The 20,090-nt window shown below is 66.9% G+C and carries 19 protein-coding genes; 6 read left to right on the top strand and 13 right to left on the bottom strand.

Features of this window, described 5'->3' with window-relative positions:
• Window positions 1-154 precede the first annotated feature (154 nt).
• A complete protein-coding gene (locus AC1KVE_RS04140; RefSeq protein ID WP_481091873.1) occupies window positions 155-643 on the bottom strand; it encodes a pyridoxamine 5'-phosphate oxidase family protein in 489 nt (162 codons plus the stop codon).
• A 456-nt stretch (window positions 644-1,099) separates the two neighbouring features.
• Between AC1KVE_RS04140 and AC1KVE_RS04135 the strand changes: the two genes are divergently transcribed.
• Complete coding sequence (locus AC1KVE_RS04135) at window positions 1,100-2,239, top strand: putative acyl-CoA thioester hydrolase (RefSeq protein ID WP_481092053.1); 1,140 nt, start codon at window positions 1,100-1,102, stop codon at window positions 2,237-2,239.
• Window positions 2,240-2,414: 175 nt separating this feature from the next.
• Here the strand turns inward: AC1KVE_RS04135 and AC1KVE_RS04130 are convergent, their stop codons facing one another.
• The 6 genes from AC1KVE_RS04130 to efp all read right to left on the bottom strand — a co-directional run bounded on the left by AC1KVE_RS04130 (window position 2,415) and on the right by efp (window position 7,453).
• The gene (locus AC1KVE_RS04130; RefSeq protein WP_046343032.1) at window positions 2,415-3,104 is read right to left on the bottom strand and encodes an isoprenoid biosynthesis enzyme family protein; all 690 of its coding nucleotides are present in this window, start codon (window positions 3,102-3,104) and stop codon (window positions 2,415-2,417) included.
• Window positions 3,105-3,132: 28 nt separating this feature from the next.
• Window positions 3,133-3,798, bottom strand: coding sequence for a phosphoglycolate phosphatase (locus AC1KVE_RS04125; RefSeq protein WP_481091874.1), 666 nt, complete (start codon window positions 3,796-3,798; stop codon window positions 3,133-3,135).
• Window positions 3,799-3,913: 115 nt separating this feature from the next.
• Entirely contained in the window at window positions 3,914-4,633 is a 720-nt protein-coding gene (gene ubiG / locus AC1KVE_RS04120) for a bifunctional 2-polyprenyl-6-hydroxyphenol methylase/3-demethylubiquinol 3-O-methyltransferase UbiG (RefSeq protein ID WP_024940414.1), read from the bottom strand.
• A gap of 29 nt (window positions 4,634-4,662) precedes the next feature.
• On the bottom strand, window positions 4,663-6,000 hold the full coding sequence (locus tag AC1KVE_RS04115) for a TRZ/ATZ family hydrolase (protein ID WP_180969270.1): 1,338 nt from the start codon (window positions 5,998-6,000) through the stop codon (window positions 4,663-4,665).
• 18 nt (window positions 6,001-6,018) lie between these two features.
• Complete coding sequence (locus tag AC1KVE_RS04110) at window positions 6,019-6,834, bottom strand: PA3715 family protein (RefSeq protein WP_481091875.1); 816 nt, start codon at window positions 6,832-6,834, stop codon at window positions 6,019-6,021.
• A 52-nt stretch (window positions 6,835-6,886) separates the two neighbouring features.
• A complete protein-coding gene (gene efp / locus AC1KVE_RS04105; RefSeq protein WP_007962665.1) occupies window positions 6,887-7,453 on the bottom strand; it encodes an elongation factor P in 567 nt (188 codons plus the stop codon).
• 103 nt (window positions 7,454-7,556) lie between these two features.
• Between efp and epmB the strand changes: the two genes are divergently transcribed.
• Window positions 7,557-8,585 carry an EF-P beta-lysylation protein EpmB gene (gene epmB / locus AC1KVE_RS04100; protein WP_481091876.1) on the top strand — a complete coding sequence of 343 codons (1,029 nt, stop codon included), beginning with the start codon at window positions 7,557-7,559 and terminating at the stop codon, window positions 8,583-8,585.
• Window positions 8,586-8,681: 96 nt separating this feature from the next.
• Here epmB and AC1KVE_RS04095 read toward each other — a convergent pair whose 3' ends face one another.
• The 3 genes from AC1KVE_RS04095 to AC1KVE_RS04085 are packed head-to-tail and all read right to left on the bottom strand — an operon-like array spanning window position 8,682 to window position 12,544.
• Window positions 8,682-10,799 (bottom strand): putative bifunctional diguanylate cyclase/phosphodiesterase, encoded by a 2,118-nt coding sequence (locus tag AC1KVE_RS04095; RefSeq protein WP_481091877.1) that lies wholly within the window; start codon window positions 10,797-10,799, stop codon window positions 8,682-8,684.
• A complete protein-coding gene (locus tag AC1KVE_RS04090) occupies window positions 10,796-11,725 on the bottom strand; it encodes a phosphate/phosphite/phosphonate ABC transporter substrate-binding protein (RefSeq protein ID WP_181120288.1) in 930 nt (309 codons plus the stop codon). Before AC1KVE_RS04090 ends, AC1KVE_RS04095 begins: the two co-directional genes overlap by 4 nt.
• Before the next feature lie 51 nt (window positions 11,726-11,776).
• A complete protein-coding gene (locus AC1KVE_RS04085) occupies window positions 11,777-12,544 on the bottom strand; it encodes an RNA methyltransferase (protein ID WP_054593068.1) in 768 nt (255 codons plus the stop codon).
• 116 nt (window positions 12,545-12,660) lie between these two features.
• On the opposite strand from AC1KVE_RS04085, the gene AC1KVE_RS04080 reads away from it, so the two are divergent.
• Window positions 12,661-13,494 (top strand): inositol monophosphatase family protein, encoded by an 834-nt coding sequence (locus AC1KVE_RS04080; RefSeq protein WP_039521909.1) that lies wholly within the window; start codon window positions 12,661-12,663, stop codon window positions 13,492-13,494.
• A gap of 517 nt (window positions 13,495-14,011) precedes the next feature.
• Here the strand turns inward: AC1KVE_RS04080 and AC1KVE_RS04075 are convergent.
• Window positions 14,012-14,623: a superoxide dismutase gene (locus AC1KVE_RS04075; RefSeq protein WP_016904847.1), complete on the bottom strand. Its 612-nt coding sequence runs from the start codon at window positions 14,621-14,623 to the stop codon at window positions 14,012-14,014.
• A 257-nt stretch (window positions 14,624-14,880) separates the two neighbouring features.
• On the opposite strand from AC1KVE_RS04075, the gene AC1KVE_RS04070 reads away from it, so the two are divergent.
• Together AC1KVE_RS04070 and AC1KVE_RS04065 are read left to right on the top strand one after the other, a co-directional pair.
• Window positions 14,881-15,330 (top strand): guanyl-specific ribonuclease, encoded by a 450-nt coding sequence (locus AC1KVE_RS04070; protein ID WP_016904848.1) that lies wholly within the window; start codon window positions 14,881-14,883, stop codon window positions 15,328-15,330.
• Entirely contained in the window at window positions 15,327-15,752 is a 426-nt protein-coding gene (locus AC1KVE_RS04065; RefSeq protein WP_102581562.1) for a barstar family protein, read from the top strand. Before AC1KVE_RS04070 ends, AC1KVE_RS04065 begins: the two co-directional genes overlap by 4 nt.
• Before the next feature lie 208 nt (window positions 15,753-15,960).
• Here AC1KVE_RS04065 and AC1KVE_RS04060 read toward each other — a convergent pair whose 3' ends face one another.
• Window positions 15,961-17,853: an ATP-binding cassette domain-containing protein gene (locus tag AC1KVE_RS04060; RefSeq protein ID WP_166768602.1), complete on the bottom strand. Its 1,893-nt coding sequence runs from the start codon at window positions 17,851-17,853 to the stop codon at window positions 15,961-15,963.
• A 109-nt stretch (window positions 17,854-17,962) separates the two neighbouring features.
• On the opposite strand from AC1KVE_RS04060, the gene dbpA reads away from it, so the two are divergent.
• A complete protein-coding gene (dbpA, locus tag AC1KVE_RS04055) occupies window positions 17,963-19,339 on the top strand; it encodes an ATP-dependent RNA helicase DbpA (RefSeq protein WP_053045141.1) in 1,377 nt (458 codons plus the stop codon).
• Window positions 19,340-19,485: 146 nt separating this feature from the next.
• Here the strand turns inward: dbpA and AC1KVE_RS04050 are convergent, their stop codons facing one another.
• Window positions 19,486-20,046 (bottom strand): adenine phosphoribosyltransferase, encoded by a 561-nt coding sequence (locus AC1KVE_RS04050; protein WP_024939306.1) that lies wholly within the window; start codon window positions 20,044-20,046, stop codon window positions 19,486-19,488.
• Window positions 20,047-20,090 lie beyond the last annotated feature (44 nt).

The following is a 20,090-nucleotide window of genomic DNA, read 5'->3' as shown; positions in this document are numbered from 1 at the left end:
GCGCGTGAACGCGCAGTGCCATGAACGTTCTTGTCTGCAATCCAGGCTGACAACGCCGATCCAGCCTCACGACTGGATCGGCGCTTGCGCAAGCGACAGGACCGAAATTAGAACCGTGCACCATCGCGAAGATCGTGCAGGCGTGCAGCAGGCCTCAGCTCATCGGAACGTCCGCCACCTTGTCCTGGTAATCCTTTTTCGGGTCAACGCCGAACAACACCTTGATACCGGCCAACAGGCTGGAACCGTTGAGCCAGATCTGCGCGTGATCGGTGTCCAGACGCAGCAGCGCCAGCTTGGGATCGTCCTTGCCGCCTTCGTACCAGGCAGCCACATGCGGGTTCCACAGGCGCTCGACCACAGCCGGGTCAGTGTCTTCGCGCAACGAGCCGCTGATGCTGGCGAACAGGTCATGCCCCTTGCTGCTGAAGGCGCCGATGACGCGGCGGCCTTGTCCCAGCATGGCAATCAACGCATTGTCCTTGGAGGTGAAGAACCAGATCGGACCACCGCTATCGCCTTCGATCTGCGCGGTCATCGGGCGGGCATGCCCGTCTTCCACGCCATCCAGGCCCAGCATCACGGTGCGATCGGATTTCAGGGCTTTCCAGAATTTTTCCTGCAGCTCTTTGGGGTCTGCCATCTCGATGTCTCACATGCGCGTGTCTACGCGGGTGACTCAGTCTGGAAGTCTCCCCGCCCACGGCATGTGACGATGCGCACTCCTGCCTGCACATGGCGGCAACGCGATCGCCTCCGGTGAAATGGTGCACCTGCATAAATCACGCAAGCCAATGGCGCCTGTTTGCGACGCAGTCACGTTGCAGAGCGTGATGCCACTAAAGCTCTTGAACATTGCATCTGAACGCCAGACCGCTGTAGCGACCACGTCAGTAAGATCGCCCCGCCGATTGCTCCGCCATCCAGGAACACCCGGACGCGGTGACCGGCATCCGCCGATCGCATGCTGCGCCATGGTTGCGGCACATGCACGCGACGTGCGGCGGCTGAAGCGTATCCATCAATCGCCTGCGTCCCTTCCGAGAGAGCGCCACTCATGTCTGCATCGCCCTTGCGCACGACCTGTATCGCCGCCGTCCTGCTGAGCCTTGTCAGCGCCGATGCCACCGCCTTGACCGGCACGGCCAGCCGCCCACAACTCACCAGTAGCGAGGCGAGCACGTACAGCATCTCCAAGGCCCTGGCCAAGGCCGGCCCGATCACCGCCCTGGTCACCGACAACTGGAATCCCACTGCGGGGGTGGCGCTGCTCAGTGCAGACTTCGCCGTGGCCGCCGATGGCTCCACGCGCTATCGCACCGTGCAGTCGGCGATCGATGCCGCTGTCGCTGCCGGCGGCAGCACCCGTCGCTACATCAGCATCAAGGCCGGCACCTATACCGAACTGGTCTGCGTGCCGACCAACGCGCCACCGCTGACCGTGTTCGGCCTGGGCACCAACACCGCAGACACCGTCATCCGCTTCAACAACGCCAACCCCACGCCCAAGCCGGCCGGCACCGCAAGTCACCCCTGTGCCAGCAATGCAGCGGCAACCACGGTGGGCACCTCCAACAGCGCGACAGTGACCGTGCGCGCCGCCGGCTTCCAGGCGCGTCACCTGCGCGTGGACAACAACTATGTCGAAGGCACTTACCAGGACAACAACCAGTCGGCAGTCGCGCTGGCGGTGCGTGGCGACCAGGCCAGCTTCGAAGACGTGCTGGTGACCGGCAATCAGGACACCTTGCTGATCAGTGCGACCAATGCCGCCAATGTGATCCGCGCCTATTTCAAGAACAGCACGATCGAAGGCGATGTCGACTTCATCTTCGGCTCGGGTGTGGGCGTGTTCGACAACGCCACCATCCGCTCGGCCGGTGCGCGCCTGGGCAGCAGCCGTGGCGGCTACATCTTTGCGCCAAGCACACGTCCGGGCAGTGCCTATGGGTTCCTGGCGATCAATAGCCGCTTCGTCGCCGGCTCCGGATCACCCGACAACCAGACCTACCTGGGGCGCGCCTGGGACGAAGGCATCAGCAGCCTGTCAGCCTATGTCAACGGCACCTCACCCAATGGCCAGGTCACGGTGCGCAATTCCAGCCTGGGCAGCCACATCCGCAAGACCGCACCCTGGAATGCCTCCACCGTCAGCCGCCCGTACTGCAGCAGCAACTGCGCCAATTCGGCCAACCGGTTCTACGAATACGGCAATAGCGGTGCCGGCAGCGCGGATTGATGGCTCGCTACGTCAGGTTGCCCTGAAGCACCACTTCGCAAGGCGTTAACGTTGCCCCCCCCCGCCTGTCGGCAAGCCGTGTGATGCGGTACGCCGACAGGCGTTGTCGTTTCCTACGATTGCGGCACCTTCGCCACGTCGTTGGTCGTGCACTGACGGAACCAGATCCGCGCGCCTAGTCCGCGCCGCTGGCAGCACGCCAGCTATGCCACAACTGCTGCACGGGCGGTGGATAGGCGGCCTTGCCGGCAAGCTCGCGCTGCAGGCGCAGGCGTGCCAGCCGCGACCATACCCGGTGCGGGCGCGCCAACGCCGGTTTGCGCGGCCAGGCGCGCAGCAATTGCGTGCGCCATGCGGCCAGCGTCATGTCGCCGGGTGCGGCGCTGTCGCCGGCCACACGCTGGCGTGCATCCAGCCATTGCAGCGCCACTGCGGTGGCATCGCCAGGCTGGGTGCGCGCAAACAGCGTGGCTTCCACGCCGACCACGGCCTCGGCGAAGGCACGCAATCTCGCCAACGCCTGCTGCAACGCTTGCGGCTGCGCACGGGCGTCCTGCATGGCCGGCAAGGTGTCGGCCAACTGCGCCCATGGCGCAGGCACCGGCTCCAGCACGCGCCCCAGCGGATGGCGCGAACGCTGCTGCGACCAGTCGCGCAGCTCCTGCTGCCACCATGCCAGCTTGGCGTCGGCCGGCAACGGGTCGCCGGCGATGTTCATGATGTCTTCCCATTCCTGCAGCAGCGCAAACCAGGCCGCCGTGAGGCGTCGCTGCGGCTCGGGAATGAAGGGCTCGGCAACCGACCATTCCGGCCAGCGCGTGCGCCACTTGTCGAGAAAACTGTCGAGAGCGCTGGATTGGCTCATGGCGGGTCCGGAAGAAAACGAAAGAAGATCAGGTCTGCGGCCACGCCACGGCATCCCACAGCGTCTGCGGCTGCGCGACGAGGACGTCGGCCTGCCAGCGCGACGGCTCATCGTCATGCAGGCGATAGCCCCACAACACCGCCACCGACGGCATCGCCGCCGCGCGCGCGGCCAGGATGTCGCGCTCGTCGTCGCCGACGTAGACGCAGTGCGCCGGCGCAACCCCGATGCGCTCGGCCGCAGTCAGCAGGGGCAACGGATGCGGCTTGCGCTCGGCCAGCGTATCGCCGCCGATCAGCACCGCGCAGCGCTGCTCCCATCCCAGTTGCGGCAGGATCAGCCGGGCCAGATATTCGGGCTTGTTGGTGACCACGCCCCAGATGCAACCGGCGCGCTCCAGCCGCAGCAGCAGTTCTTCGACACCGTCGAACAGCTGCGAGTGCGTGCCGATCAAGGCTTCGTAGCGACGCAGGAATTCCGGCACCAAGGCATCGCGCTCGAGCGCATCGAGGTCGGCAAACGCCACCGCCAGCATCGCGCGCGCGCCCTTGGACACCACCGGACGCAACTGCGCCAAGGCGATTGGCGCACGCCCGCGCGCATCCAGCATCGCGTTGACGGTCGCCAGCATGTCCGGCGCGCTATCGAGCAAGGTGCCATCCAGATCGAACAACACCGCACGCGGAAACTTCATCGCCGCCCCGCTACTCTGCGCTGGCCCGCGGTCATCGGTAAATTGCGATTCGGCCGACATCAAACACGCACGTGCTGTTGCGAATCCCGAATCTCCACTGCCCAATCCCCGCCCGTCACGGCTTCACCGCATAAGCCAGGTAATTGACCTCGGTCCGCGACGACAGGCGCGCACGATTGCGCCACGGCTCGTACACCATGCCGCTGACGTCTTCCAGCTGCAGTTCGGCACTGCGCAACCACGCCGCAAGCTCTGCCGGCTTGATGAAATCCTTGTAGTGATGCGTGCCCCTGGGCAGCAGCCGCGCGATGTATTCGGCGCCGACCACCGCCAGCGCGAACGCGGCCGGGGTGCGGTTGAGCGTGGACAAAAACAGCTTGCCGCCCGGCTTGAGCAGGCTGGCGCAGGCGCGGATGATCGCGGTCGGGTCCGGCACGTGTTCGAGCATTTCCATGCAGGTCACCGCATCGAAACTGCCCGGCTGTTCGGCGGCCAGGTCTTCCACCGACTGCACGCGGTAATCCACCTGCACGCCCGATTCCAGACTGTGCAGGCGCGCCACCTTGACCAGCTCCGGCGCCAGATCGATCGCCGTGACCTGCGCGCCCAGACGCGCCATCGACTCGCTGAGCAGACCGCCGCCGCAGCCGACATCGAGCACACGCGCGCCGGCCAGGCCCAGCCGTGCGGACACGTAGTCCAGACGCACCGGATTGAGCGCATGCAGCGGCTTCTGCGGGCCGTCGGCATCCCACCAGCGGTTGGCCAGCGCCGCGAACTTGTCCAGCTCGCTCTGATGGAAGTTGCTGGAATTGGATTGGGGATTCGGATTCATGCGGAGCTCCGTGATGGGGTGACGCGCGCTCAGGCGCGGACGGTGCGGATGCGCTCGCGCCACTGCCGCGCATTGGCAACCAGGGCAGCGGTGTCCATGTCGATGAGCTCGCGCTGCACCAGTTTGGGCTTGCCGGCGATCCACACATCGGTGACCTGATGACGGCCGGCAGCGTAGATCAGTTGCGACAGCACATGATGCAGCGGTTGGGTCTCCAGTGCGGACAGATCCACGCAGACCAGATCGGCCTGCTTGCCGATTTCGATCGAGCCGATCCTGTCGCCGAAGCCCAACGCGCGCGCGCCGCCCAGCGTGGCCGCGCGCAGCGTGGTGGCCGCGTCCAGTGCGGTGGCATCGTTGGCCACTGCCTTGGCCAGGATCGCCGCCGTGCGGTTCTCGCTGAACATGTCCAGGTCGTTGTTGCTGGCGCAGCCGTCGGTGCCGATCGCCAGGTTGACGCCTGCACGTTGCAGCGCGCAGGCCGGGCAAAAGCCCGAAGCGAGCTTGAGATTGGACTCCGGGCAATGCACCACGCTGACGCCGCGCTCGGCGCACAGGTGGATTTCCGCCTCGGTGAGCTGGGTCATGTGCACGGCGATCAGGCGGTCGTTGACCAGCCCTAGGCGGTCCAGCCGCGCCAGCGGGCGCTGCCCGTACTGGGCAACCGAATCGGCCACTTCCTGCGCGGTTTCGTGCGTGTGCAGATGCACCGGCAGATCCAGCTGGTCGGCCAGCATGCGCACGCGTTCGAAGTTGGCGTCGTTGACCGTGTACGGCGCATGCGGCGCGAAGGCGGTGCTAATCAGCGGATCGTCGCGCCACTGGTCGTGCAGTTCGCCGGCCCGTGCGAAGTATTCGTCGTCCGACGATGCCCAGGCGGTGGGGAAATCGATGATCACCGCGCCGACCAGCGCACGGAACCCGTGCTGCTTGTACACGGCCGCCTGCACATCGGCGAAGAAGTAGTTCTCGTTGACGCAGGTGGTACCGCCACGCAGCATTTCGGCGATCGCCAGCGTGGTGCCGTCGGCGACGAATTCCGGCCCGATCACCGCCGCTTCCACCGGCCAGATGTGCTGCTGCAGCCATACCATCAGCGGCAGATCGTCGGCAACGCCACGCAGCAGCGTCATCGGGTTGTGCGTATGCGCATTGACCAGGCCCGGGATCAAGGCCGCCTCCGGGCGCGAGACGGTCTGCGTCGGCGCAAACCGCAGGCGCGCCTCGGCGGTCGGCAGGATCGCCACGATGACGCCGTTGTGCACCGCCACCGCGTGATCGTCGAGCACCACCGCATGCGGCTCGATCGGCACGACGTAACCGGCTTCGATCAACAGGTCGCAGACTTGGGGAGGGGCATTGGTCATGAGCGGATCCATAAAAGGTTAATTGTCGAACGGCCAGCTGGGATCGCCACCGGCCACAGGCACATAGCGCTGGCCGTTGTAGCGCAGCACCTGGCGCACGCGATGGGTGCGTTCGGTATCGGTGTCGCTGCCAGCGGCGCTCTCCACGGTAGCCACGTTGGCTGTCAGCACGATGTCCGCGTAGCCGGCGTGTACCTGCGGCGCCATGCTCACGCTCAGATTGGCGACCTCGGTGATCACATCGTCCTTGCCGAGACTGCACGGCTCGCCTTTCACACGTTGCCACGCATAGAGATCGCGTTGCAGCACCGGGCGCAGGCTGCGCCCCTCGCGCACCAGCAGTGTCAATGCCTGATTGCTGTAAAAATCCGGGCAGCTGGGCCCGCGCGCGGCACTGCGCACCACCACGCCGATCGCACGCACGCCCTTGGCCAGGTCGTAGCGCGCGGTGTCCAGGCGCAGGCTGTCGGCAGCCAGTTCGAAGGCGGCGTCCTCGCCCATTGCCTGCGCGTAGAACGCCAGCACTTTGCCGCTGGCGGCATCGAGCATGGCCACGCGCAACTCGAGGTCGCGCTCGCCAGGCACGGTTTCCGCATCGCCGGCAAATGCGATTGCCGCCAGCCGGATCGCCGCATCGTTCGGCCACGGCTTGCAGCTCTGGGCCACCAGACGGTCGGCCACCAGACGGTCGGCCGGCACCGCGGCGGCAGCGCCGCCCACGACGCCGGAGGTTGCAATGGCCGCAACGGCGGCCACGTCATCGGCATCGCAGGTTGCGGCAGCCGATTGCGCAAACGCCGGGCACGCGAGCAGCGCGCCCCACAGCCCCAACACGACACTGGCACCGCGTCCCGCTCGATCAGGCCAGTGTCCCGGACGCATCGTCTTACTTGACGCGCGCCGAGTATTCGCCCGAGCGGGTGTCGACCTTGATGATTTCGTCCTGGTTGACGAACAGCGGCACGCGCACCACCGCGCCGGTTTCCAGCGTCGCCGGCTTGCCGCCGCCGCCGGAGGTATCGCCGCGCACGCCCGGATCGGTCTCGGTGATCTTCAGCTCGACGAAGTTCGGCGGCTGCACCCAGATCGGCGTGCCGTTCCACAGCGTCACGATGCAGTCTTCCTCGCCCTTGAGCCACTTGTCGGCGCCGCCCATGCCGGCTTTGTCGGTCTGCACCTGCTCGAAGGTTTCCGGGTCCATGAAGTGCCAGTACTCGCCATCGCTGTACAGGTAGCGCATGTCGGTATCGACCACGTCGGCCACTTCCACGTCGTCGGTCGCCTTCATGGTCATTTCGACCACGCGGCCGGACTTGATGAAGCGGTACTTCATGCGGGTGAAGGCCTGGCCCTTGCCCGGCTTGACGTATTCGGTCTCGGTGATGACCGCCGGCTCGTTGTTGACCAGGATCTTCATGCCGTTCTTGACGTCGTTCATGCCAACAGTGGCCATGGTGCAGCTCCTCGATAAGACCACGACCTGCCACAGGCCGTGGCAGGTCGGATTAGAATGGGGCGCCCGCCGCAACCGGCGGGCATTGGTTTTGTGACCGCACATGATACCCGCAGCCCCCCTCGCCTTGCAGCCATCTCCGCCGCCCACCCTGCAACCGCCGCGCTGGCAGCAGCAGTGGCGCGACGCCGTGCGCGACCCGCGCGCGCTGCTGGCGCTGCTGGGCCTGGAGGCGCAGGCGGCCGGGATCAGCGACGCGGCCGCCGCGCAGTTCCCGCTGCGGGTGCCGCAGGCATTCGTGGCGCGCATGCGTCGTGGCGACCTGCACGACCCGCTGCTGCGCCAGGTGCTGCCGCTGGACGATGAAATGCGGCCGGTGCCCGGCTTCGGCCTGGATGCGGTCGGCGATGGCGCCGCCAAGACCGCCGACGGGGTGATCCAGAAGTACCGCGGCCGCGCGCTGCTGATCGCCACCGGCAGCTGCGCGGTGCACTGCCGCTACTGCTTCCGCCGCCACTTCCCGTATGCCGAGGAAACCGCCGCGCGCGACGGATGGCGCGACGCGGTCGCCGCGATCGCGGCCGACCCCGGCATCGACGAAGTGCTGCTGTCCGGCGGCGACCCACTGTCGCTGGCCACCGGCAAGCTGGCCGAACTCACTGATGCGCTGGCTGCCATCGGCCACGTCAAGCGCCTGCGCATCCACAGCCGGCTGCCGATCGTGCTGCCCGCGCGTGTCGACGCGCCGCTGCTGGCTTGGCTGCGCGGCCTGCCGTGGCCGGTGGCCTTCGTGGTGCATGCCAACCATGCCAACGAATTCGATACCGCCGTGGACGATGCCATGCGCGCCCTGCGCGAGGCCGGCGCGCAGTTGCTCAACCAGGCCGTGCTGCTGCGCGGCGTCAACGACAGCGTGGATGCGCTGGCGGCCCTGAGCGAACGCAGCTTCGCCGCCGGCGTGCTGCCGTATTACCTGCACCAGCTCGACCGGGTGGCCGGCGTGGCGCATTTCGAAGTGGACGATGCGCGCGCGCGCGCCCTGCACACCGAACTGGCCACGCGCCTGTCCGGCTACCTGGTGCCGCGCCTGGTGCGCGAAATCCCCGGCGACACCGGCAAACGGCCGCTGTAACCACCAGCTCGAACACACCGGATCGTAGGAGCGCACCCGGGCGCGACGAAGCATGACCGGTAACACCCGTCGCGCCCGCGTGCGCTCCTACGCTGATCAGCCCGCGGCGATCAGCTTGACCATGTCGGCCGGGCTCAGCGGGCGGCTGAACCAATAGCCCTGGCCCAGGTCGCAGCCACGCTCGCGCAGCAGGTTGAACTGCGCTTCCTGCTCGATCCCCTCGGCCACCACCGTGATGCCCAGCGAATGCGCCATGCCGATGATGGCTGTGGTCAGCGCCAGATCGTCCGGGTCGCGCTGCAGGTCGGCGATGAAACTCTTGTCGATCTTGACCCCGTCCACCGGCACCTGGCGCAGATGGCTCAAGCCGGAGAAACCGGTGCCGAAGTCGTCCAGCCACACCTTCACGCCGGTGCGGTGCAATTGATCGAGCAGGCTGGCGGCCATCATTTCATCCCCGATCACCGCCGTTTCGGTCAGCTCCAGGTGCAAGCGCGCGGCCGGCAGGCCGGACTCGGCCAGGCACTCGGCCACGGTGTCGATCAGGTCGCCACTGCGCAGCTGACGCGGGGAAACGTTGACCGAGATGAACAAGCCCTCGCCCACCACCGGCCATTGCGCCGCTTCCAGGCAGGCCGCGCGCAGCACCTTGGGGCCGATCACCTCGATCAGGCCGCTCTGCTCGGCGATGTCGATAAAGGTGGACGGCGCAATCGTGCCCAGCGCCGGGTGCTGCCAGCGCAACAGCACTTCCACCCCCACCAGCACCCGGTCGCTGGTGCGGTAGATCGGCTGATAGACCAGCCGCAGCTCGTCGCGCTCCCAGGCCCCGCGCAGCTCGTGCTCCATGTGCACGCGCCGCTCCACCGCATGATCGGCGGCACGGCTGTAGAAGCGATGGCAGTTCTTGCCGGCGACCTTGGCCTGGTACATCGCGATGTCGCCGTTCTTCAGCAACGCGGTGGCATTGCTGGCATCGTCCGGGAACAGCGTGATGCCGATCGAGGTGCCCAGGAACACCTCCCGGCCCTGCACGTTCAAGGGGCGGCTCAATTCGTGCACCAGCCGGTCCGCCAGCTGGGCGGCAAGCAGGCTGACATCGCCGTTCTGCAGCAGGATCACGAACTCGTCGCCGCCAAAGCGCGCCAGAATCGCGTCGTCGCCGCCCAACGCACCGACCGCGCGGCTGATGCGGCTGGCGAACTGCAGCAGCGCTTCGTCGCCGGCTTCGTGGCCCAGCGTGTCGTTGACGCGCTTGAAGTCGTCGATATCGGCGAACAGCAGCGCCAGCTTGCTGTCGGTGCTGCGGGCGGTGTTGAGCAGATGGTCCAGGCCCTCGCGGAACCCCAGCCGGTTGGTCAGCCCGGTCAGCGCGTCGGTGTAGGCCATGTGGCGCACCTCGCGATCGTGCCGGGCGATGCTCTCGCTCATGCGGCCGAAGGCGGAAATCAACTCGCCGATCTCGTCGTTGCGCGGATGCGGCGGCAGCTGCACCGCATAGTCGCCACGCTCGATCTGGCGCGCGGCCGCCGCCAGCAGCCGCACCGGCGCCACCAGGGTGCGCTGCACGTAGATGGCCAACAGCACCCCCAGCGCCACCAGCGCGGCCAGCAGCACCAGCAGCCAGCCCAGATCGCGCTTGCCGATCGCGTTGAGGTTCTGCACCAGGGTCAGGTTGGCGCCGGATTCGACCCTGCGCACCCGCTCGCGCGACATGCCCACCCGCACCCCGCCGATGCGCTGGTCGCCGATCTTGATCGGCATCGTCACGTCCAGCACTTCCGGCGAGGACTGCAACAGCATGGCGCGCGCGGTCACCGCCCTGGCCGCGAGCGGGTCGGTCATGGGCTGGCCGTAATGCTGCAGATCGGGCGAGCCATCGTGCACCAGCCGGCCGCGTCGATCGAACACCAGCACGTAGCTCACCACCTGCTGCCGCGAGGCGTTGCGCACCAGCGCACCCACCGTGCCCAGGTCGGAGTAGTACAGCGGATTGGCCAGGCCGTTCGCCAGTTCGGTGGCCAGGGTCTCGCCACGCGTGCGCAGGCTGCGATCGAACAGCTCGTGCAGGATCTGCGCGCTGAGCCCGCGCACCTCGCGTTGCATCGCGCTCTGGCGCTGCAGCAGCGACGCCAGGATCGCACCGACCAGCAGCAGCGTCAGCGCCATCACCAACAGGAAGCGTGCCTGCAACCCGAAGCGCACCTGAGTCATTCCACTTGATCCCTGACACGGTGCAAGCCGGCGCTTAGCGCATCCAGGCGCCGGCGGCTGGCAGCATCCAGCGGGTGGAAGGCGGTGGTGCCGAAGAAGCGCTTCAGGGCCGGCCCGGCCTTGGGGTCGGAGGCCGCCTGCAGCAGCACCACGCGCAGCCGCCGTTCCACCGCCGGATCCATGCCGGTGCGCACCATCTCCACCGCGCGCGGCACCGGCGCACTGCGATGGACGATACGAAAATCACGCTTGAACACCTGCGGCAGGTGGCGTTCGTCATCCCAGTCGGCGTTGCTGAAGGCGCCCGCATCGATCAGGTGCTGATGTACGAAGGCGGAGATATTCAGTTTCGACCCGACCATCAGGTAACCCACCGAGCCCGGTACCTGGCTGTCGTCCGGCGACAGCAGCACATCGCAGGCGATGCCGTTGCGCACCAGCTCCAGCATCGGCAGCAGGTAGCCGCTGGTGGAGGAGGCGTTCTGCAACGCCAGGGTGTGCCCGCGCAACTGCTTGAGCGACTGGATCGGGCTGTCGCGGCGGACGAAGAACACCGTGTGGAACTCGCGCAGGCCGGCGCGCTCGGTCATCACCAGCGGGTGCGCACTGCCGCGCTGTTCCAGCAGCATTGCCGCACCGGTGGTTTCGCTGACCCAGTCGACGCGGCCACGCCGCAGGTAACTGGACATCTGCCGCGCATCCGGCGCCATCAGGATTTCGCCACGGCGGATCCCGACCTCGCGCATGCGCGGCACCACGTAATCCAGCAGGGGCTTGAGTTGCGCGTAATGGGTGGCGGGATCGTCGCTGATCCGTCCAAGCACCAATACCGGGGAAGGCGCCGCTGTCGCCGTCGCGGCAAAGCCTGCCCCGGCCAACAGCCCGCAGGCAATCAGACACCATCGTAGACCGCGCAAAACGGACACTCCCCTAGAGCCGCCGACAGCCTAGCCGAATCTTTCGAGATGTGACAGACGTCAGTTTCCGTTGCGCTTTGCCAGCATGGCCATGCGCTGCGCATCGGACAGAATGCCGCGCAGCAAACGCACTTCCTGCTCGCTCATGTCCGCGCGCAACAGCAGCCGCCGCAGCTTGCGCATCGCCGACTCCGGCGCCCGCCCCTTGTGGAAGTCGATCTCGTCCAGGGTCTGGCCCAACTGGCCGAACATGCCTTCCAGCTGGGCATGGCTGGCCGGGCCCTCGCGCAGCGCGCCGGCCGCCGCGGCGGGCGCAACCTCCGCTTCGCCAGCCGCCAGCTGCGCCAGCCGCACCTCGTACGCCACGACCTGTACCGCCGCCGCCAGGTTGAGCGAGCTGAACGCCGGATCGGAGGGGATATGCAGCGCCGCATGGCAGAGCTGCAGTTCGTCGTTGGTCAGGCCGGTGCGCTCGCGACCGAACACGATCGCCACCTCGGCCGGTTCGCCTGCCTTGGCCCAGGCACGGCGCGCGCCCTCGTCCGGCGGCAGCTCTTCCAGCGCGACCCGGCGCGCACGCGCGGTGCAGCCGATCACCAGGGTGCAATCGGCCACCGCCTCGGCCAGGGTGGCGAAGATCGGCGCCTCGCCGAGCACGTCCTCGGCACCGGCCGAACGCCGATAGGCGTCTTCGTCGAGCGCACGCTCCGGCGCCACCAGCACCAGGCGCGACACGCCCATCGTCTTCATCGCGCGCGCGGCGGCGCCGATGTTGCCTGGATGCTGGGTGCCGACAAGAACGAAACGGATGCGCTGGCTGACGGACATGAACGGAGATTGGGGAGCGATTCGGTCGTAGATGGTAAACTGCGCGGCCGGCTTTGGTGCCGGACCGCTCTTTTACCTTCGCCATTTTCGATTCTGCCTTCACGGGAGCTTTAACCATGCAGAAACCCGCCGTCACCGTCATGGTCAAAGCCGCCCGCCTCGCCGGCAATGTGCTGTTGCGCGGTATCAACAAGCTCGATGCGCTCAACGTGGTGCAGAAAGGCCGCATGGACTACGCCAGCGAAGTCGATGCCGATGCCGAGAAGGTCATCATCAAGGAACTCAAGCGCGGCTACCCCGAGTACGCCGTGTTCGGCGAAGAAGGCGGCGTGCAAGGTGGCAAGAGTGGCCGCTACACCTGGGTCATCGACCCGCTGGACGGCACCAGCAACTATCTGCGCGGCTTCCCGCATTACTGCGTGTCGATCGCGCTGGTGGAAAACGGCGAGCCCACCGACGCGGTGATCTTCGACCCGCTGCGCAACGAGCTGTTCACCGCCAGCCGCGGCGCCGGCGCGGTGCTCAACGACCGCCGCATCCGCATCGCCGAACGCAAGGACCTGGAAGGCGCGATGGTCCACACCGGCTTCCCGCCGCGCGAGCGCGCACGCACCAGTGCGCAGCTGAAGTGCGTCGATGCGTTGCTGGTGCAGGCAGAGGATGTGCGTCGTACCGGTTCTGCCGCGCTGGACCTGGCCTACGTGGCCTGCGGCCGCGCCGATGCGTATTTCGAGGCCGGCGTCAAAGCGTGGGACATCGCGGCCGGCGTGCTGCTGGTGCGCGAAGCCGGTGGCCGCGTCTGCGACTACAAGGGCGCCACCCCGCCGCGCATGGACAACATGGGCCCGGAAACGCAGCAGATCGTGGCCGGCAACATCAAGATCAGCGACGCGCTGCAGAAGGTCATCGTCAACACCGGCTACGCCCGCGAGTTCGACGCCAAGTTCTGATCGCTGCCCGAGCGCAAGTTCTGACCGACGCCCGCACACCGTAGGAGCGCGCCCGAGCGCGACGGGGCTTTCCCAGCAAAGCCCTCGCGACCAGGGTCGCTCCTACAACAGCGCTCAGCAAAACACACAAGGCCGGGATCGCTCCCGGCCTTGTGCGTTTCAGCGCGACGCCAAGCCATTCGGCGCCGCACAACGTAGGAGCGCGCCCGAGCGCGACGGGGCTTTCCCGGCAAAGCCCTCGCGACCAGGGTCGCTCCTACGACAGCGCGCAACAAAACGCACAAGGCCGGGATCGCTCCCGGCCTTGTGTGTTCCAGCGCGATGCAAAGCCCATCAGCCCCGCACAACGTAGGAGCGCGCCCGAGCGCGACGGGGCTTTCCCGGCAAAGCCCATCGCGACCAGGGTCGCTCCTACAACAGCGCGCAGCAAAACACACAAGGCCGGGATCGCTCCCGGCCTTGTGCGTTGGGTGCCGCTGTCGCAGCGCTACGTGGAACCTAGCGCTGATGCACGACTTCAGGCGATCGCAGCGTGGTAGCGGCGCTCGACTTCTTCCCAGTTCACCGCGTTGTAGAACGCGCCGATGTATTCCGGACGACGGTTCTGGTACTTCAGGTAGTACGCGTGTTCCCACACGTCCAGACCCAGGATCGGGGTGTTGCCTTCGAACAGCGGGCTGTCCTGGTTGGCGGTGCTTTCCACCACCAGCTTCTTGTCCGGGGTCACGCTCAGCCAGGCCCAGCCCGAGCCGAAACGGCTGACGGCGGCCTTGGTGAAGGCTTCCTTGAACTTCTCGAAACCACCGATGTCCTTGTCGATCGCCTTGGCGACCTCGCCCTTAGGCTCACCACCGCCATTGGGCGACAGCACGGTCCAGAACAGCGAATGGTTGGCGTGGCCACCACCGTTGTTGCGCACCGGGCCCTGCAGGTTTTCCGGCAGGCTCTTCAGCTTGGACACCAGCTCTTCCACCGGCAGGTCGGCGTACTCGGTCCCTTCCAGCGCCGCGTTGACGTTGTTGATATAGGTCTGGTGATGCTTGGTGTGATGGATTTCCATCGTCTGCGCATCGATGTTGGGTTCCAGCGCGTCGTAGGCGTAGGGCAACTGCGGGAGGGTGTAAGCCATGCGTGTCTCCTGGACTTGCCGCCCGGCGAAGACCGGGCGTTGCGGGGTAGATGGTAAGGACGGCGGCGGCGCTTACCAAGGGTATTGGCAGGGAAACTTCATCCCATCGCATGCCGCGTCGTGTTCGCTGCATACCTTGCACCATGCCCCGGTTACTCGGGCGTGAACCGTCCTGCAGCCCGGCGCGTTCAAAGTCGACACAGTCGCGCAACGGCATACTTGCTCTGCCGTCCCAACACCCTGTTTCCGGAACCGTCATGCGCAAGCCCGCTTTGCTGATCGTCGCCATCGTGCTGCTCGTCGCCGGGTTGTGGGGCATGCGCGCGATGCAGACACCCAAGCCGCACTTCGCGCCGCAGCTCAGCGCGCCGATCGCCGCAGCAGCACCGGTCGAACGCTCACCGCAGCAGCAAGCGTTGCCGGGATTTCTGCCGACCGAGGCCATGGCCACGATCGTGCTGATCCAGCGCGGCGGACCATTCCCGCATCCGCAGGACGGCAGCGTGTTCGGCAATCGTGAGCAGCGCCTGCCCGAGCGTCCGCGCGGCTACTACCACGAATACACCGTGGAAACCCCAGGCAGTCCCGATCGCGGTGCGCGCCGCATCGTCACCGGCGGTACCCCGCCGCAGGCGTGGTACTACAGCGACGATCATTACCAGAGTTTCAGATCGTTCCAGGGCCCGGCTCCGGAGCAGGCGCCATGAGCGCAGGCGACTTCGCACTGGACCTGTCCGACCCGCAGCAATCGGGCGTCTACCAAGCCGAGACCGAAGATCTGGACACCATGGCAGCGCTTGCCCGCGATGCCGGCCTGCACATCCTGCGCGTGGACCTGGCCAGCTGCAGCGACAAGCACAGGCTGCTGATGCGTCTGGCCACCCAACTGGACTTCCCTGCCGGCTTCGGCCGCAACTGGGACGCGCTCTCCGATGCCTTGCGCGATCTGGCATGGCTGCCAGCGTCTCATGGCTATGCGCTGCTGATCGACGGCGCCGATGCGCTGGCCCGCACTGCGCCGAACGACCGCGACACCTTGCTGGACATCCTCGACGAAGCGGCTACCGCCTGGGCCGCGCGCGGGCTCACGTTTGCGGCATTCGTGGCGCCTGCGAGCGCCTGCGACTAGGCGCTGCCTGCAAGACGCATCCCGCACTCGCCGGACACAGCACGATCAACACGGCGTGGTGGTGGTCGGTGATCACCGGTGCGTGTCCAGCGCGTGTTTCACGCAACGCGCTGCCCCACGGCTGCCACCCCTGTAGTGGGAGGCGTGGTGCCAGTTATCGCTCCACACATCCACAAGGCCGGCACGCAGTCGGGCACCGGCCCGACCATCAACTATCCAGTTCGCTCCAGCGCGCGAACGCCGCATCCAGCCGAGCCTGCGCATCGCCCAATGCGGCCGTATGCGCGGCCATCGCCGCACTGTCGCGCTGGTAGAAGGCCGGGTCGTTCATCGCCTCGGTCAATGCCGCGACCTGCTGCTCCAGGGTTTCGATCAAGGCCGGCAATTGCTCCAGCTCACGCGCGTCCTTGTAGCTGAGCTTGCGCTTGGGCGCAGCATCGGCCGGCAACGCAGCCGCCACCGGCGTGGTTGCCGCCGCCGTCGCCGATGCCTTGGCAACCGCCATCGCATTGGGCGCCGGGGTGCGACGCTGACGCAGCGAATCGCTGTACCCGCCGACGTAATCGCCGATCAGGCCCTCGCCCTCCATCACCAGGGTGGAGGTCACCACGTTGTCGAGGAAGTCGCGGTCATGGCTGACCAGCAACAAGGTGCCGGTGTACTCGCCCAGCAGCTCTTCCAGCAGCTCCAGCGTTTCCACGTCCAGATCGTTGGTCGGTTCGTCCATCACCAGCAGGTTGGACGGCTGCGCGAACAGGCGGGCCAGCAGCAGCCGATTGCGCTCGCCGCCGGACAGCCGGGTGATCGGCGCACGTGCGCGCTCGGGGGTGAACAAAAAGTCCTGCAGATACGCATGCACATGCTTGCGCTTGCCGTTGATCTCGATGAAGTCGCGGCCTTCGGCCACGTTCTCGATCGCGCTCCAGTCCTCGCGCAGCGTGGAACGGTACTGATCGAAGTAGGCGATCTGCAGATTGGTGCCGATGCGGATCTCGCCCTGCTGCGCCTGCAGATCGCCCAGCAGCAACTTCAGCAAGGTGGTCTTGCCGCTGCCGTTGGGGCCGATCAGCCCGATGCGGTCGCCGCGCTGGATGATGGTCGAAAAATCCTTGACCATCGTGCGCGCGCCGAATGCGAAACCGACTTCCTTGGCCTCGATCACCTTCTTGCCGGAGGACTCGCCCTGCGAGACTTCCATGCGCACGTTGCCGGTCAGGTCGCGGCGCTGTACGCGTTCGTTGCGCATCGATTCCAGACGCCGTACGCGGCCTTCGTCGCGGGTACGCCGCGCCTTGATGCCCTGACGGATCCAGATTTCTTCCTGCGCCAGCATCTTGTCGAAACGCGCGTTTTCCTGGGCCTGCGCATTGAGCCGCTCTTCGCGGCGCCGCTCGTAATTGGCCCAGTCGCCCGGCCAGCTGGTGACCTGCCCGCGATCGATCTCGACGATGCGGGTGGCCAACGCACGCAGGAAGCGCCGGTCATGGGTGACGAACAACACGCTGCCGTTCCAGTTCTTCAGGAACGACTCCAGCCAGTCGATGGCTTCGATGTCCAGGTGGTTGGTCGGCTCGTCCAGCAGCAGCACATCCGGCGAGGACACCAGCGAGCGCGCCAGCAGCACGCGTCGCTTCATGCCGCCGGACAACCGCGCAAACTCCGCATCGCCGTCCAGTTCCAGCTTGGTCAGCGTCTCGCTGACGCGCTGATCCAGCGCCCAGCCGTCGGCCGCGTCGATCTTGGCCTGCACCTTGCCGAACGCGTCGCCATCGAATACCTCGGCATGGCTGAGTTGATGGAACTCGGCCAGCCAATGACCCAGCTCGCCCAGGCCGTCGGCCACCACATCGAAGACGCTGCCGCCGGTGCCCTGCGGCACTTCCTGCTCCAGCCGCGCGATGCGCACGCCCTGTTGCACGCGCACTTCGCCATCGTCGGGCTTGAGCTCGCCGGCAATCAGTTTCATCAAGGTCGATTTGCCGGCGCCGTTGCGGCCGATCAGGGCGATACGCTCGCCCGGCTCGATCGTGAGGTCGGTTTTTTCCAGCAACAAGGGGCCGCCGACGCTGTAGTCGACGCTTTGCAGAGTGATTAAAGGCATGGCGTGATTGTACGGGATTGGTGATTGGGGATTCGGGATTGGCACAAGCGCACGCTGTCGCGGTGACGAATCCCGAATCCCTACTCCCCAATCCCGGCTAAAATGCGCCATGAACGAATTCTCCGCGCTGCCGCTGTCGCCGGCCCTGGCCCCCGGCATCGACGCCCTTGGCTACACCGTCCTCACTCCCATCCAGGCACAGAGCCTGCCGCCGATCCTGCAGGGGCTGGACGTCATCGCCCAGGCGCCGACCGGCAGCGGCAAGACCGCCGCCTTCGGGCTGGGCCTGCTGCAGAAGCTCGACCCGGCGCTGACCCGCGCGCAGGCGCTGGTGCTGTGCCCCACCCGCGAACTGGCCGATCAGGTCGGCAAGCAGTTGCGCAAGCTGGCCACCGGCATCCCCAACATGAAGCTGGTGGTGCTGACCGGCGGCATGCCGCTCGGCCCGCAGCTGGCCTCGCTGGAAGCGCACGACCCGCAAGTGGTGGTCGGCACGCCCGGCCGCATCCAGGAACTGGCCCGCAAGCGCGCCCTGCATCTTGGCGGCGTGCGCACGCTGGTGCTGGACGAGGCCGACCGCATGCTCGACATGGGCTTCGAAGAACCCATCCGCGAGATCGCCAGCCGCTGCGACAAGCACCGCCAGAGCCTGCTGTTCTCGGCCACCTTCCCGGACATCATCCGCACGCTGGCGCGCGAGATCCTCAAGGACCCGGTCGAAATCACCGTCGAAGGCGCCGACAACGCGCCGGAAATCGACCAGCAGTTCTTCGAGGTCGACCCGACCTACCGGCAGAAGGCCGTCGCCGGCCTGCTGCTGCGCTTCAATCCCGAATCCAGCGTGGTGTTCTGCAATACCCGCAAGGAAGTGGACGAGGTGGCCGGCTCGCTGCAGGAGTTCGGCTTCTCCGCGCTCGCGCTGCACGGCGACATGGAACAGCGCGACCGCGACGAAGTGCTGGTGCGCTTCGTCAACCGCAGCTGCAACGTGCTGGTGGCCAGCGATGTGGCTGCACGCGGGCTGGACGTGGAAGACCTGTCGGCAGTGGTCAATTACGAGCTGCCCACCGATACCGAAACCTACCGCCACCGCATCGGCCGCACCGCGCGCGCCGGCAAACGCGGATTGGCGCTCAGCCTGGTGGCCCCGCGCGAGACCGGCCGCGCGCAGGCGCTGGAAGCCGAACAGGGCCAGCCGCTGAAGTGGTCGCGCGCGCCCCTGGCCACCGCCCGCCCGGCGCAGCTGCCGCAGGCGGCCATGACCACGCTGCGCATCGACGGCGGCAAGACCGACAAGCTGCGTGCCGGCGACATCCTCGGCGCGCTGACCGGCGAAGCCGGACTGTCGGGCGCGGCGATCGGCAAGATCGCGATCTACCCAACCCGCTCCTACGTCGCCATCGCCCGCGCGCAGGTCGCCAAGGCGCTGGCGCATCTGCATGCGGGCAAGATCAAGGGACGCCGGTTCCGGGTCAGCAAGCTGTAATCACCGCGCGGCAGCGACCCTGCCGACCAACCGCTCGGGCGGCGGCGATAGCGCCTGCCGCACGATCCAACGGGATGCGCATGCTTGCGCATTCCCGTTTTCAGAAAGCCTCATCGGCGAGCTGCTCGATCGGCAAGACGCCTGGATCAATAGCTCAAGGTAGCCAGCAGCGGCACGTCATTGGCCCACTTCTCACGGCCCTGCAGCGCCAGCAACTCGACCAGCACCGCCGCGCCGACCACTTCCAGCTCCAGCTGTGCGGCCAGACTCAGGGCCGCGCGCAGCGTGCCGCCGGTGGCAAGCACGTCGTCGACGATCAACACGCGCGCGCCACGTGGCAACGCGTCCTCGTGCATTTCGATGCGGTCGGTACCGTATTCCAGCGCATATTCCTGGACCAGCGTACGCCCGGGCAGTTTGCCGGGCTTGCGCACCGGCACAAAGCCGGTGCGCAGCTCGCGCGCCAGCGCCGACCCCAGGATGAAACCGCGCGCCTCGATGCCCAGCACCGCATCCAGCGGTGTGGTGCGCCAGGGCTGCGCCATCTCGTCCAACGCCGAGGCGAAGTCCGGGCCATCGGACAGCAGCGGTGTGATGTCCTTGAAGACGATGCCCGGCTTGGGAAAATCGGCGATATCGCGGATTCGCTCGGACCATTGGTTGGGTCCGGAAGAATTGGTGCCGGCGCAGCGGGTGCAGTCAGTCATGGTGGTGGTGGCGTCTAGGCCGGTGGGGACCACCCTATTCTAGG

The organism is Xanthomonas sp. NCPPB 2864 (genome assembly GCF_056675615.1).
The sequence above is the reverse complement of the archived record's forward strand: the minus strand, read 5'-3'. Positions and strand labels throughout refer to the sequence as shown.

What these genes read in the sequence shown, in the direction of transcription:
- AC1KVE_RS04140 (WP_481091873.1), bottom strand. Translation starts at nt 643, where the DNA reads ATGGCAGACCCCAAAGAGCTGCAGGAAAAATTCTGGAAAGCCCTGAAA.
- AC1KVE_RS04130 (WP_046343032.1), bottom strand. Translation starts at nt 3,104, where the DNA reads ATGAGCCAATCCAGCGCTCTCGACAGTTTTCTCGACAAGTGGCGCACG.
- AC1KVE_RS04125 (WP_481091874.1), bottom strand. Translation starts at nt 3,798, where the DNA reads ATGAAGTTTCCGCGTGCGGTGTTGTTCGATCTGGATGGCACCTTGCTC.
- ubiG (WP_024940414.1), bottom strand. Translation starts at nt 4,633, where the DNA reads ATGAATCCGAATCCCCAATCCAATTCCAGCAACTTCCATCAGAGCGAG.
- AC1KVE_RS04115 (WP_180969270.1), bottom strand. Translation starts at nt 6,000, where the DNA reads ATGACCAATGCCCCTCCCCAAGTCTGCGACCTGTTGATCGAAGCCGGT.
- efp (WP_007962665.1), bottom strand. Translation starts at nt 7,453, where the DNA reads ATGGCCACTGTTGGCATGAACGACGTCAAGAACGGCATGAAGATCCTG.
- epmB (WP_481091876.1), top strand. Translation starts at nt 7,557, where the DNA reads ATGATACCCGCAGCCCCCCTCGCCTTGCAGCCATCTCCGCCGCCCACC.
- AC1KVE_RS04095 (WP_481091877.1), bottom strand. Translation starts at nt 10,799, where the DNA reads ATGACTCAGGTGCGCTTCGGGTTGCAGGCACGCTTCCTGTTGGTGATG.
- AC1KVE_RS04085 (WP_054593068.1), bottom strand. Translation starts at nt 12,544, where the DNA reads ATGTCCGTCAGCCAGCGCATCCGTTTCGTTCTTGTCGGCACCCAGCAT.
- AC1KVE_RS04080 (WP_039521909.1), top strand. Translation starts at nt 12,661, where the DNA reads ATGCAGAAACCCGCCGTCACCGTCATGGTCAAAGCCGCCCGCCTCGCC.
- AC1KVE_RS04075 (WP_016904847.1), bottom strand. Translation starts at nt 14,623, where the DNA reads ATGGCTTACACCCTCCCGCAGTTGCCCTACGCCTACGACGCGCTGGAA.
- AC1KVE_RS04070 (WP_016904848.1), top strand. Translation starts at nt 14,881, where the DNA reads ATGCGCAAGCCCGCTTTGCTGATCGTCGCCATCGTGCTGCTCGTCGCC.
- AC1KVE_RS04065 (WP_102581562.1), top strand. Translation starts at nt 15,327, where the DNA reads ATGAGCGCAGGCGACTTCGCACTGGACCTGTCCGACCCGCAGCAATCG.
- AC1KVE_RS04060 (WP_166768602.1), bottom strand. Translation starts at nt 17,853, where the DNA reads ATGCCTTTAATCACTCTGCAAAGCGTCGACTACAGCGTCGGCGGCCCC.
- dbpA (WP_053045141.1), top strand. Translation starts at nt 17,963, where the DNA reads ATGAACGAATTCTCCGCGCTGCCGCTGTCGCCGGCCCTGGCCCCCGGC.
- AC1KVE_RS04050 (WP_024939306.1), bottom strand. Translation starts at nt 20,046, where the DNA reads ATGACTGACTGCACCCGCTGCGCCGGCACCAATTCTTCCGGACCCAAC.